General features: G+C 68.0%; 20 protein-coding genes. 12 read left to right on the top strand and 8 right to left on the bottom strand.

All coding sequences use genetic code 11. From position 1 onward, the window contains the following. Position 1: 1 nt before the first annotated feature. Entirely contained in the window at positions 2-742 is a 741-nt protein-coding gene (locus WDZ95_RS17035) for a heparan-alpha-glucosaminide N-acetyltransferase (RefSeq protein WP_425780331.1), read from the top strand. A gap of 54 nt (positions 743-796) precedes the next feature. Here the strand turns inward: WDZ95_RS17035 and WDZ95_RS17030 are convergent, their stop codons facing one another. From WDZ95_RS17030 to WDZ95_RS17020, 3 genes are all read right to left on the bottom strand, one after another. Next, a complete protein-coding gene (locus tag WDZ95_RS17030; RefSeq protein ID WP_166226646.1) occupies positions 797-1,576 on the bottom strand; it encodes a foldase protein PrsA in 780 nt (259 codons plus the stop codon). Between the two features lie 86 nt (positions 1,577-1,662). Beyond that, positions 1,663-1,938, bottom strand: a complete 276-nt coding sequence (locus WDZ95_RS17025; protein WP_425780150.1) for a BolA family protein — start codon at positions 1,936-1,938, stop codon at positions 1,663-1,665. Further along, a complete protein-coding gene (locus tag WDZ95_RS17020) occupies positions 1,935-2,477 on the bottom strand; it encodes a septation protein A (protein WP_166226644.1) in 543 nt (180 codons plus the stop codon). The genes WDZ95_RS17025 and WDZ95_RS17020 overlap by 4 nt, the downstream gene beginning before the upstream one ends. A gap of 80 nt (positions 2,478-2,557) precedes the next feature. On the opposite strand from WDZ95_RS17020, the gene WDZ95_RS17015 reads away from it, so the two are divergent. Then, positions 2,558-3,538, top strand: a complete 981-nt coding sequence (locus WDZ95_RS17015) for a YcjF family protein (protein ID WP_425780148.1) — start codon at positions 2,558-2,560, stop codon at positions 3,536-3,538. 16 nt (positions 3,539-3,554) lie between these two features. Here WDZ95_RS17015 and WDZ95_RS17010 read toward each other — a convergent pair whose 3' ends face one another. Genes WDZ95_RS17010 through WDZ95_RS17000 form a run of 3 tightly spaced genes read right to left on the bottom strand, consistent with a single transcriptional unit; the run spans position 3,555 to position 6,508 of the window. Next, entirely contained in the window at positions 3,555-4,577 is a 1,023-nt protein-coding gene (locus WDZ95_RS17010) for an LLM class flavin-dependent oxidoreductase (RefSeq protein WP_166226642.1), read from the bottom strand. Between the two features lie 4 nt (positions 4,578-4,581). Further along, a complete protein-coding gene (gene msrB, locus WDZ95_RS17005; protein WP_166226641.1) occupies positions 4,582-4,989 on the bottom strand; it encodes a peptide-methionine (R)-S-oxide reductase MsrB in 408 nt (135 codons plus the stop codon). Positions 4,990-5,008: 19 nt separating this feature from the next. After that, entirely contained in the window at positions 5,009-6,508 is a 1,500-nt protein-coding gene (locus WDZ95_RS17000) for a protein adenylyltransferase SelO (protein WP_425780145.1), read from the bottom strand. Between the two features lie 148 nt (positions 6,509-6,656). Here WDZ95_RS17000 and WDZ95_RS16995 point away from each other — a divergent pair, with 148 nt between their 5' ends. From WDZ95_RS16995 to WDZ95_RS16960, 8 genes are all read left to right on the top strand, one after another. Continuing rightward, a complete protein-coding gene (locus WDZ95_RS16995) occupies positions 6,657-7,823 on the top strand; it encodes an ATP-binding protein (RefSeq protein WP_425780143.1) in 1,167 nt (388 codons plus the stop codon). A 93-nt stretch (positions 7,824-7,916) separates the two neighbouring features. Then, complete coding sequence (locus WDZ95_RS16990; RefSeq protein WP_166226638.1) at positions 7,917-9,560, top strand: 3-(methylthio)propionyl-CoA ligase; 1,644 nt, start codon at positions 7,917-7,919, stop codon at positions 9,558-9,560. A 141-nt stretch (positions 9,561-9,701) separates the two neighbouring features. Further along, entirely contained in the window at positions 9,702-10,934 is a 1,233-nt protein-coding gene (locus WDZ95_RS16985) for a branched-chain amino acid ABC transporter substrate-binding protein (RefSeq protein WP_166226637.1), read from the top strand. An 84-nt stretch (positions 10,935-11,018) separates the two neighbouring features. Then, positions 11,019-12,053, top strand: a complete 1,035-nt coding sequence (locus WDZ95_RS16980; RefSeq protein WP_166226636.1) for a branched-chain amino acid ABC transporter permease — start codon at positions 11,019-11,021, stop codon at positions 12,051-12,053. A gap of 1 nt (position 12,054) precedes the next feature. Beyond that, positions 12,055-13,332, top strand: coding sequence for a branched-chain amino acid ABC transporter permease (locus WDZ95_RS16975; RefSeq protein ID WP_425780140.1), 1,278 nt, complete (start codon positions 12,055-12,057; stop codon positions 13,330-13,332). Then, complete coding sequence (locus tag WDZ95_RS16970) at positions 13,329-14,117, top strand: ABC transporter ATP-binding protein (protein WP_166226634.1); 789 nt, start codon at positions 13,329-13,331, stop codon at positions 14,115-14,117. Before WDZ95_RS16975 ends, WDZ95_RS16970 begins: the two co-directional genes overlap by 4 nt. Beyond that, the gene (locus WDZ95_RS16965; protein WP_425780138.1) at positions 14,117-14,812 is read left to right on the top strand and encodes an ABC transporter ATP-binding protein; all 696 of its coding nucleotides are present in this window, start codon (positions 14,117-14,119) and stop codon (positions 14,810-14,812) included. Before WDZ95_RS16970 ends, WDZ95_RS16965 begins: the two co-directional genes overlap by 1 nt. Positions 14,813-14,907: 95 nt before the next feature. Next, positions 14,908-16,452, top strand: a complete 1,545-nt coding sequence (locus WDZ95_RS16960) for a hypothetical protein (protein ID WP_425780136.1) — start codon at positions 14,908-14,910, stop codon at positions 16,450-16,452. A 22-nt stretch (positions 16,453-16,474) separates the two neighbouring features. On the opposite strand, the gene WDZ95_RS16955 is transcribed toward WDZ95_RS16960, so the two are convergent. After that, complete coding sequence (locus WDZ95_RS16955) at positions 16,475-18,457, bottom strand: ATP-binding response regulator (protein WP_425780134.1); 1,983 nt, start codon at positions 18,455-18,457, stop codon at positions 16,475-16,477. A 195-nt stretch (positions 18,458-18,652) separates the two neighbouring features. After that, a complete protein-coding gene (locus tag WDZ95_RS16950) occupies positions 18,653-19,315 on the bottom strand; it encodes a hypothetical protein (protein ID WP_166226630.1) in 663 nt (220 codons plus the stop codon). Positions 19,316-19,717: 402 nt separating this feature from the next. Here WDZ95_RS16950 and WDZ95_RS16945 point away from each other — a divergent pair, with 402 nt between their 5' ends. Together WDZ95_RS16945 and WDZ95_RS16940 are read left to right on the top strand one after the other, a co-directional pair. Next, positions 19,718-21,832: a 3-hydroxyacyl-CoA dehydrogenase NAD-binding domain-containing protein gene (locus WDZ95_RS16945; RefSeq protein WP_425780131.1), complete on the top strand. Its 2,115-nt coding sequence runs from the start codon at positions 19,718-19,720 to the stop codon at positions 21,830-21,832. Positions 21,833-21,860: 28 nt separating this feature from the next. Then, positions 21,861-23,036 (top strand): acetyl-CoA C-acyltransferase, encoded by a 1,176-nt coding sequence (locus tag WDZ95_RS16940; RefSeq protein ID WP_166226628.1) that lies wholly within the window; start codon positions 21,861-21,863, stop codon positions 23,034-23,036. The last annotated feature ends 9 nt before the right edge of the window (positions 23,037-23,045 follow it).

Raw genomic sequence — 23,045 nt, 5'->3', positions numbered from 1 at the left:
CATGGCGCTGCGCTACGACCGCATCGACCGGCTGCGCGCCATCGCGCTGCTGTGGATGACGGTCTACCACGTGTGCTTCGACCTCGACCACTTCGGCCTGATCCGGCAGGACATGCTGGGCGACCCGTTCTGGACCACACAGCGCGCGGCCATCGTCAGCCTGTTCCTGTTCACCGCCGGCCTGTCGCAAGCCGTGGCGCTGCACCAGGGCCAGGGCTGGCCGCGCTTCTGGCGCCGCTGGGCGCAGGTGGCGGGCGCGGCGCTGCTGGTGAGCCTGGGTTCGTGGGTGGTGTTTCCCAAGAGCTTCATCTACTTCGGCGTGCTGCACGGCATCGCGGTGATGCTGGTGATCGCGCGGCTCACGGCCGGCTGGGGCCGCTGGTTGTGGCCGCTGGGCGCGATCGCCCTCGCGTTGCCGTGGTTCGCGCCCTGGGCGATGGCGCAGTGGCCCGCACTGGCCGTGCTCAACGAGCGCGGCCCCAATGTGCTGGGCTTCATCAGCCGCAAGCCCTTCACCGAAGACTACGTGCCGCTGCTGCCCTGGATGGGCCTGGTCTGGTGGGGCCTGGGGAGCGGCCGCTGGGTGCTCACGCACCGGCCCGGCTGGCTCGGCGGCAGCGGGCAGGGCGGCGCGGTGGGCCGGGGCATGGCCACCTGGGGCCGCTGGAGCCTGAGCTACTACCTGCTGCACCAGCCGGTGCTCATGGGCCTGATCGGCAGCGCCTTGTGGCTGTGGCGCTGAGCCCATGAAAAAAGGCGAGGGCCTTGCCTCGCCTTTTCGGGTGCCGCCGGGGCCTTACTGGATCTTGGCCTTGGCGCGCAGGTCCTGCTGGTACTGCTGCAGCTTCTGCTGCGTCATCTGCTGCTTGAGCTGGGGCTTCACTTCCTCGAAGCTCGGCAGCTGCGCGTCGCGCACGTCGTCGACGCGGATCACGTGCCAGCCGAACTGGCTCTTCACCGGGGCGTCGGTCATCTGGCCCTTCTGCAGCTTCATCATGGCCTCGGAGAACTCGGGCACGTAGTTGGCGGCCGGGGCCCAGTCGAGGTCACCGCCGTTAGCGCCCGAGCCCGGGTCTTTCGACTCCTTCTTGGCCACGTCTTCGAACTTCGCGCCCTTCTTGATGTTCGCGATGATCGCCTTGGCCTCGTCTTCCTTCTCGACCAGGATGTGGCGGGCCTTGTATTCCTTGCCGGCGTTGGCGGCCACGAACTTGTCGTACTCGGCCTTCATGTCGGCATCGGTCACGGGGTTCTTGGCCTGGTAGTCGGCGAACAGCGCGCGGATCATGATGGTCTGGCGCGCGAGCTCCATCTGGCTCTTGAACTCGGGCGTGCTGGCCACGTTGCGCTTCTGCGCTTCCTGCATGAAGATCTCGCGCAGCACCACCTCTTCCTTGATCTGGGCGCGCGTGGCGTCGTCCACCGGGCGGCCTGCGGCCTCGATCTGCTTGACCAGCGCTTCCACCCGGCTCGTGGGCACGGGCTTGCCGTTGACGACGGCCACGTTCTGGGCAGCGGCCCAGGGAGCGGATGCGATCAGCACGGCCGCGGTCAGGGCCGACAGGGTGTGTTTCATGGACTTCCTACAGGGGGGGATGAAAAACGGTTGGAGCCGCTGCCTCGGGCAGGGTTCGCGTTCGGTATGTGACAGAAGGTTGTCAGTCAGCGCTGGATTTCGATGGCCAGCGCATGCAGGCCGGCGTCGGTGAACGGGCGCAGGGCATCATACACAAGGCGATGCTGCGCCACCCGGCCCAGGCCGACAAACGCCGGCGCGGCGATGCGCACCCGGAAATGGGTGCCATAACCCAGGCCGTTGGCGCCCGCATGGCCCGCGTGGGCGGCGCTTTCGTCGATCACCTCGAGCGCGCTCGGGGCCAGTTGTTCGCGCAGGCGGGCCTCGATGGCGGCCGCGTTGGGGATGGCGGCCGCGGTCATGGTTTGCTCTCCGGCTCGTCCTTGAGGAAGCGCGCGATGTAGAGCCCCTGGCCGATGATGAAGGCCAGCGGGAACACATAGCCCCAGAGCTTGAAATTCACCCACTGCTCGGTGGTCTGGTAGGCCGCGAACCAGGCGTTGATGCCGGCCATGAACAGGAAGTAGGCCACCCAGGCCACGGTGAGCCGCGCCCACACCGGCTCGGGCAGCTTGAGCTGGCTGCCCAGCAGCATCTGCAGGAAATTCTTCTTCCAGCCCCACAGGGCCGCCGCCAGCACCACGGCCATGCCCGCATAGAGCACCGTGGGTTTCCATTTGATGAAGCGCTCGTCCTGCAGGATCAGCGTGAGGGTGCCGAACACCAGCACCAGCACCAGCGTGATCTTGTGGATGTTCTGCAATTTGCGGTCGAGCGCATAGACGATGCCCGTCTGCACCACCGTGGCCGCCATGAGCACCCCGGTGGCGAGGTAGATGCCCTCGAACTTGTAGGCGCCGAAGAACAGCAGGATGGGGAAAAAATCGATCAGGAAGCGCATGGGCGCGATTATCCGCGGCGGCCGCGGCCGGGAACCGGCGCGGGGTTTGCGGGCTCCGACCGGCTGCCACAGGAGAACCCATGACCCCCCAGGAACAACAAGCCATCCTCACCATTGCCCTCATGGCCGCCCTGGCCGACGGCGACAAGGCCGACGCCGAGCGCGAGAGCATCCGCGGCATCGCGGAATCGCTGGGCGGCGCGGGCGGCGCCGCCGGCCTGGCCCGCGTGTACCAGGACGTGCTGCTGCGCCGCGTGGATGTGTCCGCTGCGGTTGCCAGCCTCGCCGACGCGGACCAGCGCGAACTCGCCTACGAGATGGCGGTCTGCGTGTGCGAGGCCGACGGCGCGCGCAGCGCGGCCGAAGCGGCCTTTCTGAGCGACCTGAAGGCCCGGCTCCAGCCCGACGCCGCCGCGTCCGCGGCTTTCGAGAAGACCGAGGCCGAGCTGGTGCAGGCGGCGGCGGCGGCGGTGGCCGCGCCGGCGGGGGTGGCCACCTCGGCCGCCACGGCCGACACCGCCACGGCCGGCGAACGCCGCGGCCCCGACAGCACGGCGCTCGACAAATCCATCCTGAACTACGCGCTGCTCAATGGCGCGCTGGAGCTGCTGCCGCAGTCGTGGGCGTCGATGGCGATCATTCCGCTGCAGGTGAAGATGGTCTACGAGATCGGCAAGGCGCACGGCGTGGAGCTCGACCAGGGCCACATCCGCGAATTCATCGCGGCGGTGGGGGTGGGGCTGACCTCGCAGTACCTGGAGCAGTTCGGCCGCAAGCTGATCGGCGGGCTGCTGGGCAAGGCGGCGGGGCGCACCCTCGGCGGGGTGGGGCGCGCGGCCACGGGCATGGCGTTCTCGTTCGCCACCACCTATGCGCTGGGGCAGGTGGCCAAGCGCTACTACGCCGGTGGCCGGCAGATGAACACGGCCTTGCTCAAGCAGACGTTCCAGGACCTGCTGGGCCCGGCGAAGCAGATGCAGCAGCAGTACCTGCCGCAGATCCAGCAGAAGGCGTCGACCTTGGACGCGGCGTCGGTGATGGCGATGGTGCGGGGGCGCTGAGGCGGCCTGAGCCGGCTCAGGCCGGCACCGCGGCGGCCCCTTCGCGCATCGCCACCGCGGCGATGTCGAGCGAGCGCAAGCGCAGCGCCGGGTCGAACACGTCGCTCACCAGGATGAACTCGTCGGCTTCGGTGAGGTCGGCCAGGCGCTGCAGGCCACTGCGCACCGCGTCGGGCCCGCCGATCACCGCCGCGGCGAGGAAGTCGCCGATGCCCTGGCGCTCGTGCGGCGCGAGCGAGGCCACGTAGTTCTCGCGCGGCGGCGGCAGTTGCCCGCGCCGGCCCGTGAGGATGCCCAGCACGCGCTGGTAGGTGCTGCTCGCCAGGTACTCCGCTTCATCGTCGGTGGGCGCGGCGATCAGTGGCACGCCGATCGCCGCGTAGGGCTTGGCCAGCGTGGCCGAGGGCTGGAACTCGGCGCGGTAGATCTCGAGCGCCTGCAACAGCATGCGCGGCGCGAAGTGCGAGGCGAACGCGAAGGGCAGGCCGCGCTGGGCCGCGAGGCGGGCCGAGAACAGGCTGGAGCCCAGCAGCCAGATCGGCACGTTCGTGCCCTGGCCCGGCATGGCCACCACGCGCTGGCCCGGCTGCACCGGGCCCAGGAAGGCCTGCAGCTCGGCCACGTCGCGCGGAAAGTCGTCCTCGGTTTCCACGCGGTCGCGGCGCAGCGCGCGCATGGTCAGGCCGTCGGTGCCGGGCGCGCGGCCCAGGCCCAGGTCGATGCGGCCCGGGTAGATCGAGGCCAGGGTGCCGAAGGCCTCGGCCACCACCAGCGGCGCGTGGTTGGGCAGCATCACGCCGCCCGAGCCCACGCGGATGCGTTTCGTGGCCCCGGCGATGTGGCCCACGAGCACGGCCGTGGCCGAGCTCGCGATGCCGCTCATGTTGTGGTGCTCGGCGAGCCAGTAGCGCGTGAAGCCCAGTTGCTCGGCGTGCTGCGCGGTGCGCGTGGCGATGGCGATGGCGTCGGCCACGGTGCCGCCTTCGCGCACGGCCACAAGATCGAGCATGGAGAGGCGGATGTCGGCAAGGCGGGCCATGGGTTCACTTCTCCTGCAGGTCGATGGCGGCCGAGTTCATGCAGTAGCGCAGGCCGGTGGGCGCAGGGCCGTCTTCGAACACGTGGCCCAGGTGGGCGCCGCACTGGCTGCACACGGTTTCGGTGCGCACCATGCCGTGGCTGCGGTCGACGATCTCGGTGATCGCGCCCGGCACGGCCTTCCAGAAGCTGGGCCAGCCGCAGCCGGCGTCGAACTTGGTGCCGGCGTCGAACAGGTGGTTGCCGCAACAGATGCAGTGGTAACTGCCGTCGGCCCAGATCTCTTCGTACTTGCCGGTGAAGGGGCGCTCGGTGTGGGCCTGGCGTGTGACCTCGAAGGCGCGCGGCTCGGCGCCCTTGGCGGCCAGGATCTCGCGCCACTCGGCGTCGGTCTTTTTGATGGGGAAGTCCATGTCGCGGGCTCCTTTCGGGTCAGGAAGAACAGCTGATCTCGATCTGTTGCGCCCAATCGGGCGGGAAGGCGGCGAGGTCGTCTTCGCCCTCACGATCGTCGAAGGGCGCGGCCAGCGCCTGCTGCAGCCGCCGCACCTCGGTGAAATCGCCTTGCTGGGCGCGCTCGATGGCGATCTGGCCCAGGTGGTTGCGCAGCACGATGCGCGGGTTCACGCGGCGCATGGCCGCGGCCGTGGCGGCGGCGTCGAAGCCGGGCTGGGACTGCAGCCGCTCGCGCCAGCGTTCGGCCCAGGCGTCGAAGGCCTCGCGCTGCAGGAACAGGTCGCGCACCGGCGCACTGTCGCCGGCCACCGCGTCACACAGGCGGCGGAAGCAGATGGTGAAGTCGACCGCGTCCCGGGCCATGAGCTGCATCAGGGCCTCGACCAGTTCGGCGTCGCCCTCGGCCGTGGCCTGCAGGCCGAGCTTGGCGCCCATGCGGCGCGTGAGCGCGGCCGGGAACAGGGCCTTGTAGGGCTCGAGCGCGTCCAGCGCCTGCTGCTGCTCGTCCATCAGCGGCAGCAGGGCCTGGCCCAGACAGAACAGGTTCCAGTAGGCGATGTTGGGCTGGCGGTGGTAGGCGTAGCGCCCGCCGTGGTCGCTGTGGTTGCAGACGTGGGCGGGGTTGAAGGCGTCCATGAACTGGAACGGGCCGTAGTCGATGGTGAGCCCGAGGATGCTCATGTTGTCGGTGTTCATCACCCCGTGGCAGAAGCCCACGGCCTGCCACTGCGCCAGCAGCGCCGCCGTGCGCGCGCTCACGGCCTCGAGCAGGTTCGCGTAGGCATTGCCTGCGGCGCTGCGGCAGTCGGGGTAGTGGCGGTCGATCACGAAGTCGGCGAGCCGGCGCAGCTCGGGCGTGAGGCCATTGGCCGAGAAGTGTTCGAAGTGGCCGAAGCGCACGAAGCTGGGCGCCACGCGCGCGACCACGGCGGCGGTCTCCACGGTCTCGCGGATCACGGGCTGCGGCGAGCCCGTGAGGCTGAGCGCGCGCGTGGTGGGAATGCCCAGGCCGTGCATGGCCTCGCTGCACAGGTACTCGCGGATCGAGCTGCGCAGCACGGCACGGCCATCGCCCATGCGCGAGTAGCGCGTGAGGCCGGCGCCCTTGAGCTGCACCTCGATCGGCCCCTGGGGCGTGTGCAGTTCGCCGAGCAGGATGGCGCGGCCGTCGCCGAGCTGGCCGGCCCAGACGCCGAACTGGTGGCCGCTGTACACGGTGGCCACGGGCCGGGTGCCCGCGATGGGCCGCGAGCCGCTCAGCGCGGCCACGGCCTCGGGCCCGGTCAGGCGGGCGGGATCGAGGCCGAGCTCGCGCGCCAGCGGCGCATTCAGCGCCACCAGCTGCGTCTCGGGCAGGGCGGTGGGCGGGGTGTCGGTGTGGAAGGCGGGCCCCAGATCGGCGAAGCCGGCGTGCCAGGCGGGGCCGAGGTCCAGCGCGTCGGCGGCGTGGGCGGGGGCGGCGAGCGCGGTGTTCATGGGCGATATTGTCGGCCGGGCGTGTAATCCGGCATGGTCTCAGGGCCTTGTGTGCGGACCACCCCGCCGCAATGTTGACAATGCGCGGTTTGGTGGGGGCGTGTTCCAAGCCCGCGCCGGGGGACCCACAACGACATGAACACCGACCATGCGCACTGACGCCCGCGCGATCCTTTTCGTCGACGACGAGGCCTTGTCGCGCAAATGGTTCGAGCGCTGCTTCAGCGACGAATTCGAGATCGCCAGCGCCGCCAGCGTGGACGAGGCGCTGGCCCTGTTGGCCACGCGCGGCGACGACTTCGCGGTGCTGATCACCGACTACCGCATGCCCGGCCAGGACGGCATGAAGCTGCTGGCGCGCGCGCGGCGCGATTACCGCCACCTGGTGCGCATGCTGGTCACGGCCTATGCCGAAAAAGACGTGGCCATGGCCGCGATCAACCAGGGCCACGTGCTGCGCATTCTCGAAAAGCCGCTCGAAGACGCGCTCACGCGCGAAGCGCTGCGCGAGGCGCTGGCGCTGTTTCGCAGCACCGCGGTGGAGCGCGCGCTCAACGAGAGCCGGGCCGCCAGCCTGCGCGAAACCCTGGGCTTTCTCGCGCACGAACTCAACACCCCGCTCACCACGGTGCGCGGCAGCGTGGGCGCGGTGATCGAGCGGCTGCGCCCCGCGCAGCCCGGCGATCTGCCCGGCACGGTGCGCTTCGAAGAGGGCCAGCCCGGCGAGGTGCTGTCGGCGCTGCAGCGCGCCGAGCGCCGCGCGCTGTACTGCCAGTCGCTGGTGTCGACCTTCGTGCAGTCGGCGCGCGACGCCCACCCGGGCGCGCAGCCGCAGACCGTGAGCGCCAGCGGCCTGATCGCCGCCTTGCTCGACGAATACCCGTTCGACGACACCGAGCGCCAGTGGGTACACACGCGGGTGCAGCGCGACTTTCGCCTGCCGGGCCGGCGCGACCTGCTGTACCTGGTGCTGTGCACGCTCACCAAGAACGCGCTGCAGGCCTTGCGCGGCCGGCCCGCGCCCGCGCTGTGCATCGAGGCCGGTTGCGAGGATGGCCCGGGCGGCCCGCACGCCTGGATCCGCTTCACCGACAACGGCCCGGGCATCGCGCCCGAGGTGCTGGCGCGGCTCACGCGCGAGCCCGTGACCACGCGCGCGGCCTCGGGCGGCAACGGCATGGGGCTGATGTTCTGCCAGCGCGTGATGCAGGCCGCCGGCGGCACGGTGCGCGTGGCGTCGACCGAAGGGCAGGGCACGCGGGTCGAGCTGGGCTTCGAACGCAACGTGATGCCCGCCGCGCCCGGTTCTGCCTGAGCATTTCTGTTGCCTTCGGGACAACCCCGGCGCGAAAAGGCCGAAGGGCGGGCTAGCATGCCCGCACCCCTTCAAAACTCCGGAGACCTTCACATGCTGGGCCAGATGCAGAGCCAACCGCTGCTGATTTCCAACCTCATCGTGCATGCCGAGCGGCACCACGGCAGCACCGAAATCGTCTCGCGCCGGGTCGAGGGCGACATCCACCGCTCCAACTGGGCCACGGTGGCGCGCCGCTCGCGCCAGGTGGCGAACGCGCTCGACGCCCTGGGCCTGGCCTTCGGCGACCGCGTGGCCACGCTGGCCTGGAACGGCTACCGCCACCTCGAGCTCTACTTCGGCGTGAGCGGCACCGGCCGCGTGCTGCACACCCTGAACCCGCGCCTTCACCCCGAGCAACTGGTGTGGATCGCCAACCACGCCGAGGACAAGGCGCTGTGCTTCGACATGAGCTTCCTGCCGCTGGTGAAGGCGGTCTGGAGCAAGTGTTCCACGGTGAAACACTGGATCGCGCTGTGCGAGGCCGACGCGCTGCCCGCAGACCACGGCATCCCCGGCCTGGTGAGTTACGAGGCCTGGATCGCGGGCCAGAAGGACAGCTACGTGTGGCCCGAGTTCGACGAGAACAGCGCCTCCAGCATGTGCTACACGAGCGGCACCACGGGCAACCCCAAGGCCGCGCTGTACTCGCACCGCTCCACGCTGCTGCACGCCTACGGCGCGGCGCTGCCCGATGCCCTGGGCTGCTCGGCGCGCGACGCCATCCTGCCCGTGGTGCCCATGTTCCATGTGAACGCGTGGGGCCTGCCGTACTCGGGGGCGGCCGTGGGCTGCAAGCTGGTGTTCCCGGGCCCCGCGCTCGACGGCAAGTCGGTCTACGAACTGATCGAGGCCGAGAAGGTGACCATGGCCGCGGGCGTGCCCACGGTGTGGCAGATGCTGCTGGGCCACCTGCAGCAGAACGGCTTGAAGTTCAGCACCTTGAAGCGCACCGTCATCGGCGGTTCGGCCTGCCCGCCGGCCATGATCAAGGCGTTCAACGATCAGTACGGCGTGGAGGTGCTGCACGCCTGGGGCATGACCGAAATGTCGCCGCTGGGCACGGTGTGCCACCTCAAGAACGCACAGCTTGACCTGTCGCCCGCCGAGCAGATGGCGGTGCGCCTCAAGCAGGGCCGCGCAGTGTTCGGCGTCGACATGAAGATCGTCGACGAGGCGGGCCAGGAGCTGCCCTGGGACGGCAAGACCTACGGCGACCTGCTGGTGCGCGGGCCCTGGATCATCGCGAGCTACTTCAAGGGCGAGGGCGGTGACCCGCTGCGCTACGACGAGCAGGGCCGCGGCTGGTTCCCCACGGGCGACGTGGCCGTGATCGACGCCGACGGCTTCATGCAGATCACCGACCGCAGCAAGGACGTGATCAAGTCGGGCGGCGAATGGATCAGCTCGATCGACGTCGAGAACATCGCCATGGCGCACCCGGCCGTGGCCATGGCGGCGTGCATCGGCATGAAGCACCCCAAGTGGGACGAGCGCCCGATCGTGGTGGTGGTGAAGAAACCCGGGGCCGAGGTCACGCGCGCCGAACTGCTGCAGTTCTACGAGGGCAAGACCGCCAAGTGGCAGATCCCCGACGACGTGGTCTTCGTCGAGGCGATCCCGCTCGGCGCCACCGGCAAGATGCAGAAGATGACGCTGCGCCAGCAGCTCAAGGACTACGTGCTGCCGGGGCTGTGAGCCCGCCTTGAAAGACCTGTAACCGTCCGGGTGTCGCCTGCGGGATAGGAGCGCGGGCAATCCCTGAAACGGGCCACCGCGGTAACGACTTACGCTGCGGCGGTGTTCCCGGATCAACAGGTTCTTTCAAGGAGACAAGCGATGAAGTGGTGCATGAAGTCCGTGGCGGGTGCCGCCATGCTGGTGGCCGCCGGCGCCGTGTTCGCCCAGGCCGGAGAAACGGTGAAGATGGTTCGCATCGACCCGCTGACCGGCCTGCTCGGGCCTGTGGGGGTGAGCCAGTTCAAGGGCTACCAGTTCTTCGCCGAGAAGTTCAGCGGCAAGGGCAACCCCGCGGGCGTGAAGTTCGAGATCACCTCGATCGACAACAAGCTGAGCCCGGCCGAAAGCCTGAACGCGCTCAAGGCCGCGATCGACCAGGGCGCGCGCTACATCATCCAGGGCAACGGCTCGTCGGTGGCGCTGGCGCTGGCCGACGCGGTGGAAAAGCACAACGCGCGCAACCCCGGCAAAGAGGTGCTGTACCTCAACGACTCGGCGGTCGACCCCGACCTGACCAACAGCAAGTGCAGCTACTGGCACTTCCGCTTCGACGCCGACACCTCGATGAAGATGGAGGCGATGTCGAGCTTCATCGCCAAGCGGCCCGACATCAAGAAGGTCTACCTGCTCAACCAGAACTATTCGCACGGCCACCAGGTGGTGAAGTTTGCGAAGGAGACGCTGGGCCGCAAGCGTCCCGACATCCAGATCGTGGGCGAAGACCTGCACCCGCTCGCGCAGACACGCGACTTCGCGCCCTACATCGCCAAGATCAAGGCCTCGGGCGCCGACACCGTGATCACCGGCAACTGGGGCTCGGACCTCTCGCTGCTCATCAAGGCCGCCAACGAGAACGGCTTCAACGGCAACTTCTTCACCTACTACGCGGGCGTCACCGGCACGCCCACCGCGCTCGGCACCAACGGTGCGGGCCGCGTCTACCAGATCGCCTACAACCACTACAACATGGGTGGGCAGATGGACAAGTGGATGAAGGAGTTCAACCAGAAGTACAACGACGACTTCTACACCGGCTCCACCATCCGCATCTTCGAGATGCTGGGCGCGGCCATGGCCAAGGCCAAGTCGACCGACCCGGTGAAGGTGGCGGCGGCGCTCGAAGGCCTGGAGGTCAAGAGCTTCAACGGCGAAGTGCAGATGCGCAAGACCGACCACCAGCTGCAGCAGCCGCTGTACATGTCGGTGTGGCAGAAGGCCGACGCCAAGTACCCGTACAGTCCCGAGAAGACCGGCATGACGCTGGCGCCGGTGGCCGAGTACCCGAACTACGTGTCGAGCACGCCCACGAGCTGCCAGATGAAGCGCCCCTGACGCGCCGGCGTCAGACCCACAGAGCCCGACACGGGGTGCCGTTTCGGGCTCTTTGATTTCACCGACCAGGAGAGGTCCGAGGGAATGGAGTTTTTCATCATCTCGATGCTGAACGGGCTCAGCTACGGGCTGCTGCTGTTCATGCTCAGCTCGGGGCTCACGCTGATCTTCAGCATGATGGGCGTGCTCAATTTCGCGCACGCGAGCTTCTACATGCTGGGCGCCTACGTGGGCTACTCGGTGGCGCAGTTCGTGGGCTTCTGGCCGGCGCTGCTGATCGCACCCGTCGTGGTGGGACTGCTGGGCGCGGCCTTCGAGCGCCAGTGTCTGCGCAAGGTGCACAAGTTCGGCCACGTGCCCGAGCTGCTCGTCACCTTCGGCCTGTCCTACGTGATCGTCGAGATCGTGCAGCTCGTGTGGGGCCGCATCGCGGTGGAATTCCGCCCGCCCGAGGTGCTGCGCGGCCCGGTGTTCACCCTCATCAACCACTCCATCGACGGCATGCGCCTGGTGTGGGGCAGTGCGCCGGCCGAGCTGTGCAGCGCGGCCGACGCCGCGGTGCGCGTGGTGTGTTCGCCGTTTCCGGCCACGCGCGGCTTCATGATGCTGGTGGCCGTGGTCATGCTGCTGTCGGTGTGGCTGCTGCTCACGCGCACGCGCATCGGCCTGGTGATCCAGGCCGCGCTCACCCACCCCGAGGCGGTGGAATCGCTGGGCCACAACGTGCCACGCGTGTTCATGCTGGTGTTCGGCGCGGGCTCGGCGCTCGCGGGCCTGGCCGGCGTGATCGGCGGCAGCACCTTCCTCACCGAGCCGGCCATGGCGGCCACCGTGGGTTCGGTGATCTTCGTGGTGGTGGTGGTGGGCGGCATGGGCTCGCTCTCGGGCGCCTTCGTGGCCTCGCTGCTGATCGGCGTGATCCAGACCTTCGCCGTGGCCTTCGAGTACTCGCTGCTCACGCTGCTCGAACAGCTCGGCATGCCGCTGTCGGACGCGCTGCGCAACAACTCCTACATCAAGCTCACCCTGTCGCAAGTGGCCCCCATCCTGCCGTACCTGTTCCTGGTGCTGATCCTGATCTTCCGCCCGCGCGGCCTGCTCGGAAAGCGGGAGGGCTGACATGAAAGCACGGTCCTCGCGCTTCGCGCGCACCGCGATCTGGGGCGGCTTTGCGCTGCTGCTCGTCGTGGCGCCGATGCTCTTCAGCAGCGGCCTCGCGCTCACGGTGCTGTCGCAGATGGGCATCGCGATCATCGCCTGCCTGTCCTACAACATGCTGTTCGGCCAGGGCGGCATGCTCAGCTTCGGCCACGCGGTGTACACCGGCCTGGGCTCGTTCATGGCCATCCACGCGCTCAACCGCGTCACCGAAGGCGCGATGCAGATGCCGGTGTCGCTGATCCCGCTGGTGGGCGGCGTGGCCGGCCTGGGCTTTGCGGTGCTGTTCGGCTACGTCACCACGCGCAAGGCCGGCACCACCTTCGCCATGATCACGCTCGGCCTGGGCGAGCTGGTGTTCGCGCTGGCGCTCATGATCCCCGAGTTCTTCGGCGGCGAGGGCGGGGTGTCGGGCAACCGCATGGCGGGTCAGCCCTTCATGGGCATCACCTTCGGCCCGCAGATCCAGGTGTATTACCTGATCGCGGTCTACACCTTCGTGTGCGTGGCCGCCATGTACGCCTTCACGCACACGCCGCTGGGCCGTATGCTCAACGCCGTGCGCGACAACCCCGAGCGCGTGGAGTTCGTGGGCTACGACACGCAGAAGGTGCGCTACTTCGCCTTCATCATCGCGGGCTTCTTCGCGGGCATCTCGGGCGGGCTGGCCGCGCTCAACTTCGAGATCGTGACCGCCGAGGTGGTGGGCGCAGCGCGCTCGGGCGCCTACCTGCTGTTCACCTTCCTGGGCGGGGCCACCTTCTTCTTCGGCCCCATCATCGGCGGCGTGCTCATGGTGCTGGCCTTCGTGCTGCTGTCCGAGCTCACCAAGGCCTGGCTGCTCTACCTGGGCCTGATCTTCCTGTTCATGGTGATCTACGCGCCGGGCGGCATCGCGAGCCTGATCATGATGAACCTGCGCGTGGCCGCCTTCGGCCGGCTGCGCGAACTGCTGTGGCGCTACCTGGCGCTGTTCGCCACCGGCAGCCTCATGCTGCTCGGCGCGGCCGCGGTGATCGAAATGGTCTACCACCTGCAGCTCAGCACCACGCTGGGCGACGAGCTGCGCTTCCTGGGCCTCACGCTGCACGCGCGCGGCATGGGCAGCTGGGCCGGCGCGCTGGCGGCCACCGCCGTGGGCTTCGGTCTGTTCGAGTTCGTGCGCCGCGGTTTCGTGCGCCACTGGGGCGCCATTCAGGAAGACATCGAGAACCGCCTGCAGCAAAGGAGCGCGGCATGAGCGCCGGCACCCCGACCACCCCGGCGCTGGAGCTGCGCGACCTGCGCAAGCGCTTCGGCAAGACCGAGATCATCCGCGGCGTGAACCTGGCCGTGAACGCGGGCGAGCGCGTGGCCATCATCGGCCCCAACGGCGCCGGCAAGTCCACGCTGTTCAACCTCATCAGCGGGCGCTTCGCGCCCACGAGCGGCGAGGTGCTGCTCAATGGCCAGCGCATCGACGGCAAACGCCCGTTCGAGATCAACCGCGCGGGGCTCTCGCGCAGCTTCCAGATCACCAACATCTTCCCCAAGCTCAGCGTGTTCGAGAACCTGCGCTGCGGGGTGTTGTGGAGCCTGGGCTACCGCTACAGCTTCCTCAAGTTCCTGTCGCGCCTGCACGACGCCAACGAGCGCGCCGAGCAGCTGCTGCGCATGATCCACCTGGAGCGCAAGCGCGACGTGCTGGCCATGAACCTCACCTACGCCGAGCAGCGCGCCCTCGAGATCGGCATCACCATCGCGGGCGGGGCCGACGTGGTGCTGCTCGACGAACCCACCGCGGGCATGAGCAAGAGCGAGACCGCGCGCTTCATCGACCTCATCAAGGAGGTGACCGTGGGCAAGACCCTGCTCACCGTGGAGCACGACATGGGCGTGGTCTTCGGCCTGGCCGATCGCATCGCCGTGGTGGTGTACGGCGAAGTGCTGGCCTTCGACACGCCCGACGCCGTGCGCGCGAACGCGCGCGTTCAAGAGGCCTACCTCGGCTCGCACGTGGCCGACGCCCAGGGAGCGGGGCACTGATGCTGAACATCCGGAACCTGCACGCCTACTACGGCAAAAGCCATGTGCTGCATGGCGTGAACTTCGAGGTCGGGGCCGGCGAGATCGTGGCCCTGCTGGGGCGCAACGGCTCGGGCCGATCCACCACCGCCAAGGCCGTGATGGGCCTGGTGGAATGCGAAGGCAGCGTGGAATGGAAGGGGCAGCAGATCGTGGGCCGCAAGGCCTACGAGGTGGCCCACCTCGGCCTGGGCTACGTGCCCGAGAACCGCGACATCTTTCCCACGCTCACCGTGCACCAGAACCTCATGCTGGGCCAGAAGGGCAAAGGCAGGGGCTCGCGCTGGGGCTTCGACGACATGTACGCCATGTTCCCGCGCCTGAAGGAACGCCAGCACACCGAAGCGGGCGTGCTCTCGGGCGGCGAGCAGCAGATGCTCACGCTGTGCCGCACGCTCATGGGCGACCCCGATCTCATCATCATCGACGAGCCCACCGAGGGCCTGGCGCCCAAGATCGTGGAGCTGGTGGCCGAGTACCTGCAAAAGCTCAAGGCGCGCGGCATCTCGGTGCTGCTGATCGAGCAGAAGCTCACCATCGCCATGAGCATCTCGGACCGTGTGCTGGTGATGGGGCACGGCAGCATCGTGTTCGAAGGCACACCCGAGCAGCTCAAGGCCGATCCGGCGGTGCGCAAGGAGTGGCTGGAGGTGTGACGCGCGGGCGGCGCACGGATTGACGGGCGGCGCGGAACCCGCCCGGGGAGGGGGCGACACAAGGGGCTCTTTGTTGTCACCAGGAAGGAACCCCCATGATCAAAGCCAGCCGACCCGTCTACACAAGTCCGCTCAGCCGCCAAAGCGCTGCGCTCCCTCCCTCCGAACAGGCCAGCCAGCACGCTGCGTGTCAGGCGCTGGGTGATGCCTTGCGAAAGCGCGACTGCGAGATCCGTGACCTCGAACTGCAGGATTCAGGCTCGCCGCTGCACATCTTCGAGTGCCTGCCGTTCAACACGAGCCTGGTGTCCTTGAACATCGAGCACACCCGCAAGCTCGACGACACCAGCGCCACCTTCAAGCCCCTCGAGCCGCAGGACTACCAGTACCTCGTGGAGTGTCTTGAGCAGCGCTCCCCGCAGCGGCCGCTGGAGCTGCTGTACGCACCCGGCAACGCCTTCACGGTCGATCAGCTCGATCGGCTGGCCCACAGCGGCACCGCCGTGATTCCGACGGAAACGCCACCGCCACGCCCCGAAGGGCCCGCGGCCCCGCACGCGCCGGATGCGCTGCAGCTGCCCCTGCCGCCCAACATGCTCACCAAGACCTACCTGAACACCGGGGGCGCGGCGTTGGCCTTGACTCATCTGATCAAGACCCACCAAACCCACATTGCGCTGACGGGCACGCATGTGGCGTTCATGGGTTGCATGCAATTGGAGATCCTGCTTTCCGTCACCGTGGATTCGCTGGTCAGCGTCGATATGCGCAGCGCCAAGTTCGATCGCCTCGACCTGGTGCTCAAAGGCATCGAGGCGCGCACCAGGCCCCTGGACACCCTGTGGATCGATGCCTTCGTGCTCAACACGGATGACCACTGGGTCGCGCTGGTGCAATTGCTCTTGCACCGGAAGATCCGTGAGCTCGTGATCAACCCCGAAGCCGTGACGGAGCGTCAGGCGATCCAGAAACGCAACCTTCAAGTCATGCCGGAATTGGCCCGGCGTCTCGCCTTGCAAGGTGTGAAGATCTGGCGAGGCGATTGCTGCATCCACCCCGCCGCGGCCCGGCCCGAACGCCCGTCTTCGTCGAAAACGGCGGCCACGCACAGCCCCGTGCCCGTCGTGAGGCCAAGCGATGCCATCCTGGACGACCAGGCGCTTGTCGACGGCCTGCGCCGACGCGACAGCGCGGCATTGGCCCGCCACCTGTCTGCCAGCAATGCCACGCTGCGCTGGCCCTACGCATCCATGGATTGGGCCGATGCCAGCCGCGTGGGCTACGCGCTCTGCGACCAGGCGGATTGCCTCCTGGGCCTCGACCTGTCGGCCTGCACCTACTACGAGCCGGCGCCATCGAAATGGAAGCTGTTGCCCAGCGACTCAACGGCCATCTCGAAGCTGCTGCACGAGCTCGATCAACGCCTGGCCATCAAACCCAGCGCGTACCTGGGGCTGCTGGCGCTCAATGCCGACTGCCTCAGGAAGAGCGACTGGGCGAGCCTCAAGGCGCTGGTCAAGGAAGGGGCCATCCTGAAACTGAAATTCAGCGGCACCAACGACAAGACCCGGAGGAAGATCGAGCGGCTGCTCGAAACCGTCCTGACCGCCGGCTCGCCGACGCTGATCAGCCACGACTGAGCCGGGGCGGCGGGCGGGGCGATCACACCGGCGGCACCGGCGCCGACGGGTCCGCCGCCTTTACCCCGCAGTGCCGCCACAGCGCCTGCTCGCTGGCTTCGAGCAGCTCCTTGAGCTCACGCGTCCACGCGGCGCCTGCGGGGCGTTTGCCCTCGAGCCAGACCGCATAACGCTCGCGGGCCCGCGCGTGCAGGGCCTGCGCGCCCACCTCACCGGCCAGACCCACGAGCGCGTGCAGGCGTTCCGACACCCGATCGGCCTGACCCGCTTCGGCCGCCTGCTGCATGGCCTGCAGGTGGCCGCGCAGATCGAGCAGGGCGTGGGGCAGCAGCTCGTGCAGCATGCCCAGGCGCTCGAAGTTGTCCAGGCGGGCCAGGTTGAGCAGTTCGGCCTGGCCGGCAGCGCCAGAGGCCGCTGGCGCCGGTGCCGGCGTTGCGGGTTCGGCCACGCGGCCTTCGAACGCGGCCCCGAGCGCGCGCTGCAGGGCGGTGGCGTCGATGGGCTTGGCCAGCACACCCTGCATGCCCGCCTCGCGCGCGGCCGCCTGCACGTTGGCCGAATCGTTGGCCGTGAGCGCCAGCACGGGTACGCGCCCCACGTGGCCCGCCAGGGCCCGCAGGCGCTGCGTTGTCTCGATGCCGCTGAGCCCGGGCATGTTCACATCCATGAGCACGGCATCCGGCAGCGGGCCGGCCTGCAACAGATCCAGCGCGTGCTGGCCATGCTCGGCCTCGATCACGTTCACGCCCAGTTCGCCGAGCAGGGCGCGTGCGATGGTGCGGTTGAGGGCCTGGTCGTCGACGACGAGGACGGTGCGGCCGGCGAGCGCACTCGGCACAGCTGCCGCGGGCAGGGGCATGACTTCGGCCGAACCGCGGGGAAAGACGAGGACGAACTCGGTGAAGGCCCCGCGCTCGGAGCGGCACAGGATGTCGCCACCCAGCGCCCGCATCACCCGTCGGCAGAACGACAACCCCAGACCTGTGCCTTCGGCCTTCCCGAGGGTCTGGAATTCCTGGAACAAGGTCGGCAACAAGCGGGGGTCTATGCCGGGGCCCGTGTCGCGAACCCGCACGAGCGGCTCAGGCTCGGCCTGCACCACCACCTCCACCTTCATCTGGGGGTGCAAGGGCAGGTAGTACAGCGCGTTGCGCAACAGGTTGAACAGCACCAGCTCAAATGCGGTCTGCTCCCCACGGAAGCCGAAGTCGCCATCGACCCGCAGTTGCACACATTCGCGCGCCTGGACCGATTCGTAGGCGTAATCCGCCAAGGCCCGGCGAACGCAGCGCTCGGCCGACAAGGGCACGAGATCCTCCTGGCGTGGACGCCGGTCGCTGATCTGCTGCAGTGTGATGGTGATGGATTGCAGGCCGCGGCTGATGGCCGCATGGCCCTGCTCGACGGCGCGGGCGGCGGCAGAGCCGTGCGCCACTTCACCATCTATCACGCGCAAGGCGTGCTGCACCTGGGCCAGCGGGGTGCGAACCTCATGCGCGATGGCCCCGGCCAGGCCTGCGTACACCTTGCGCAAGCGTTCGAGTTCGGCGCGCTTCTGGCCATAGTGGGACAACGCCCCCGCCACGACCACGAGGATGGACGTCAGCGCCGCAATCGTGAATGCCGACGGTATCTGGGCATCGGGTTCGGTGTACAGGTAGGTGGCGGCCGCCAGCACATAGCCACTCACCAGCATCACGACCGCGTTGCGCCAGTCGGCAAGCAGAATGATGAGCACCGTGCCCATCACCATATTCACCACCGACAGGGCGCCGCCCTGATTCTTCAAGGCGGTGAAGGTGAGCAGGAACGACAGGCAGTAGAGAACGACAAGATACGAATAGGCCGTGTACCAGGGCCGCAACCGGCTTGGCCACCAGCGACGCAGCGCAAGCCCGATACACAGCAGGGTGGCGGCCACGCGCCAGTAGAGGTCGTCGTAACGCGGCGGCACGATCGAAGTGAGCCGCAGCAGATAAAGAATGGGAAACGCCAGCGCGCCCACCACGCCGATCCACTGCAGCAGTGGCTGGTTCTCGTGGTGCAAGCAGTAACGTTCGTACAGACGACGCAAGACCTGCCTCATTGGACTCCTCTCCCTGACGACCGGCCTCTTGTTGTGTTCACGCTAGGGTCGCGGGCGGACTCTAGCAGTTGCCCCCGACGGCCCGACGGCGCCAGGGTCCCCATGCCCGAAAGATCAGACGAGCAGGGCGGGAATCTGGCTGTCCATGAACTCGGGCAGATCCACCTTGAGCGCGCGCGCCACGGAGCGCACGTCCCCATGCACCAGGGCGGCGTCTGCGCCATCGACCGTGGTGGTGCGGGTGTGGATCTGGAAGCCGAAGCGGCGGTAGAGGCGGTACAGGCGCATGTGGCAGGAACCATGCAGGTGGCGCACCTTCACGGTCTGAACCAGTTCGGCAAAGGCCAGCGACATGCACTTGGGCAGCATGTCCCCGCGGCGATGGTCGGGTGACATGATCAGGCGGCCGGCCTCCCAGCTGTCAGGGCCCACCAGCTCGGTGCCGGCGCTTGCAAAGCCCCAGAAGCGTTCGGTCACGGTCACACCGTGGCCCGAGGGAATGAATCGGATGGTGGCGATGGGCTCGTTGCCCAGCATGATGGCCATCACCACACCCAGTTCATCCTTGAGCTCCTCCATGGCCGCAAGCGCGGGGTCGATGCGGTACTCGGTCTGGGTGTCGGCCAGCGCGCGCAGGTGCTTGACCATGAGGCGCTGTGCGCGCGTGCGCAGCACCACCGCATTGAGTTCCTGTGGTGCTTGCTGCCAGCCCGCGCCCGGCGTGCTCCAGCCAAAGGGTTGAACCGGCGAAGAAGCAAGGGTTTTGGTCAGGTCCATGGCGCGTCCTCAAAAATGGGTAGGGGGTATGTGTCAAATTTGACACTTGACCATTTTCTGACGACATCCCAGCAACACCCAGGCCCAGGTGAGCGCCAATGGGGTTGCATTTGTGGCTTTAGAGGCGGCCGCGGCCCGCAAAAGGCGCAGGGATGGGGGCGCTTGCGCCAGCCTGTCCGCCAGGCCCGGCAGTTGTTCATCGACAACACCTCGCCGGTTCATGCCCCGTGGACGCGCGAGGTGATGGCGTGGCCACCCCGCACAAAGCAGGTCTCGGCTCGGGGAAACCCGTGCGCCCACCCGTTTGTCCCGACCGCGACAAACCCCGATTGCCGGGTAAGGTGGCGTTCCTAGAATCGCAAAAGCGAACGACCGTTCTTTTCCCGTTATCAAGGAAGCCACATGACTGCCGAGTACAAGGTCCACGGAGACATCGCCCTCATCACCCTGAACAACCCGCCGGTCAACGGCCTGGGCCTGGCCACGCGGCAGGGCATCACCAACGGCCTGGACCAGGCGCAGGCCGATCCCGCCGTGAAGGCCGTGGTGATCACGGGCGCGGGCAAGGCTTTCTCGGGTGGGGCCGACATCCGCGAGTTCGGCACGCCCAAGGCGCTGGCCGAACCCAACCTGCTGAGCGTGATCCTGGCGGTGGAGAACTGCCGCAAGCCCGTGGTGGCCGCGATCCACAGCGTGGCCATGGGCGGTGGCCTCGAGCTTTCGCTGGGCTGCCATTACCGCATCGCCGCGCCGGGCGCCAACATCGCGCTGCCCGAAGTCAAGCTGGGCCTGATCCCCGGCGCCGGCGGCACGCAGCGCCTGCCGCGCGTGATCGGCGTGGAGGCCGCGCTCAACATGATCGTGAGCGGCGAGCCCGTCAAGAGCGAGATGCTCGCCCAGTTGCCTGGCCAGAAGCTGTTCGACAAGCTGGCCGCCAGCCCCGAGAGCCTGCTCGACGAGGCCCTGGCCTTCGCGCGCGAGGCGGCGGCGAAACACGCCGATGGCAGCGCGTTGCCGCTGGTGCGAAACCTGCCTTGCAAGCACAAGGACGGCGACGCCTACTTCCAGTTCGCGCGCAACATGGTCAAGGGCATGGCCAAGAACTTCCCCGCGCCCGCCAAGTGCGTGGACGCGGTCGAGGCCGCGACCAAGCAGAAGTTCGACCAGGGCATGCTGTTCGAGCGCGAGATCTTCATCAACCTGATGTGGACGCCCGAGTGCCGCGCGCTGCGCCACCTGTTCACCGCCGAGCGCGCCGCGAGCAAGATCCCCGACGTGCCCGAGGACACGCCGCAGCGCAAGATCGAAAAGGTCGCCGTGATCGGCGCTGGCACCATGGGCGGCGGCATCTCGATGAACTTCCTCAACGCGGGCATTCCCGTGACCATCCTCGAGACCAAGCAGGAAGCGCTGGACCGCGGCGTGGGCGTGATGCGCGGCAACTACGAGGCCCAGGTGAAGAAGGGCAAGCTCAAGCAGGACAAGCTCGACGCGCGCATGGCCCTGCTGACCACCACGCTGGACTACGACGCCATCAAGGACGCCGACCTCGTGATCGAGGCCGTGTTTGAAGAGATCGGCGTGAAAGAGGCGGTGTTCAAGAAGCTCGACGCGGTGATGAAGCCGGGCGCGATCCTCGCGTCCAACACCTCCACGCTCGACGTCAACAAGATCGCCAACTTCACCCAGCGCCCGCAGGACGTGGTGGGCCTGCACTTCTTCAGCCCCGCCAACGTGATGAAGCTGCTCGAGGTGGTGCGCGGCGACAAGACCGCCAAGGACGTGATGGCCACCGTGATGAGCGTGGCCAAGAAAATCAAGAAGACCGCCGTGGTCTCGGGCGTGTGCGACGGCTTCATCGGCAACCGCATGATCGAGCAGTACGGCCGCCAGGGCGGCTTCCTGCTCGACGAAGGCTGCACCCCCGCGCAGGTGGACCGCGCGATCGAGAAGTTCGGCTTTGCCATGGGCCCGTTCCGCATGGGCGACCTCGCGGGCAACGACATCGGCTGGGCGATCCGCAAGCGCCGCTACACCGAGAAGCCCGACATGAAGTACAGCAAGACCGCCGACCTGCTGTGCGAGAAGGGCCGCTTCGGCCAGAAGGTGGGCAAGGGCTGGTACGACTACGTGCCGGGCAAGCGCGACGCCATCCCCAACGCCGAGGTCGAGCAGATGATCGCCGACCACCGCAAGGCCCTGGGCATCACGCCGCGCAAGATCTCCGACGAAGAGATCGTGCAGCGCCTGGTGTTCTCGCTGGTGAACGAGGCCGCGCACATCCTCGAAGAAGGCATTGCGAACAAGGCCAGCGACATCGACGTGGTCTACATCTTCGGCTACGGCTTCCCGGTGCACCGCGGCGGCCCGCTCAAGTACGCCGACGAGGTGGGCCTGTTCAACGTGGTGCAGGCCATGAAGCGCTTCCAGCGCAACCCGCTCGACGACGCGAAGTTCTGGGAGCCCGCACCGCTCATCCAGCGCCTCGTCGCCGAAGGCAAGAATTTCAACGGCTGATGGCCGCCCCCGAATCAGGAGACTTCACATGAGCAACGCCGTCATCGTTTCCACCGCCCGCACGCCGCTCACCAAGAGCTGGAAGGGTGCCTTCAACATGACCCATGGCGCCACCCTGGGCGGCCATGCGGTGCGCGCCGCGCTCGAGCGCGCGGGCGTCGAGGCTGCGCACGTCGAAGACGTGATCATGGGCTGCGCCAACCCCGAGGGCGCCACGGGCGCCAACATCGCGCGCCAGATCGCGCTCATGGCCGATCTGCCGGTGAGCGTCTCGGGCATGACCGTCAACCGCTTTTGCTCGTCGGGCCTGCAGACCATTGCCCTGGCCGCCCAGCGCGTGATCGCGGGCGAGGGCGATGTGTACGTGGCCGGCGGTGTGGAAAGCATTTCGTGCGTGCAGCAGGAGATGAACCTGCACATGCTGCGCGACCTCGACCTCGACAAGAAGAAACCCGAGATCTACTGGAGCATGCTGCAGACCGCCGAGCAGGTGGCCAAGCGCTACAACATCTCGCGCGACGCCATGGACGAATACGGCGCCGCCAGCCAGCAGAAGGCCTGCGCCGCGCAGGCCGCGGGCAAGTTCAACGACGAGATCGCGCCCATCACCGTGACCGCGGGCGTGGCCGACAAGACCCTGGGGCTGATCACCAAGAAGGTCACCGTGAGCGCCGACGAAGGCCTGCGCGAAGGTACGACCAAGGAAGGCATCAGCGGCATCAAGCCCGCGCTGCCCGGCGGCGTGGTCACGGCCGGCAACGCCAGCCAGTTCAGCGACGGCGCGGGCGCCTGCGTGGTGGTGAGCGAGCAGTACGCCGCGCAGCACAACCTCAAGCCCCTGGGCCGTTTCCTGGGCTTCGCCGTGGCCGGCTGCGAGCCCGACGAAATGGGCATCGGCCCGGTGTACGCCGTGCCCAAGGTGCTCAAGAAGCTGGGCCTGAAGGTCAGCGACATCGACCTCTGGGAGCTCAACGAGGCCTTCGCGGTGCAGGTCATCTACTGCCGCGACAAGCTCGGCATCCCGGCCGACCGCCTCAACGTCAACGGCGGCGCAATCGCCGTGGGCCACCCCTATGGCGTGTCGGGCCAGCGCCTGACGGGCCATGCGCTGATCGAGGGCAAGCGCCGCGGCGCCAAGCGCGTGTGCGTGACCATGTGCATCGGTGGCGGCATGGGCGCCGCCGGCGTCTTCGAAGTGCTGTAAGGGCAGGGC

It is taken from the genome of Hydrogenophaga sp. T2 (assembly GCF_049843535.1).
GTDB lineage: Bacteria > Pseudomonadota > Gammaproteobacteria > Burkholderiales > Burkholderiaceae_C > Hydrogenophaga > Hydrogenophaga crocea.
The sequence above is the reverse complement of the archived record's forward strand: the minus strand, read 5'-3'. Positions and strand labels throughout refer to the sequence as shown.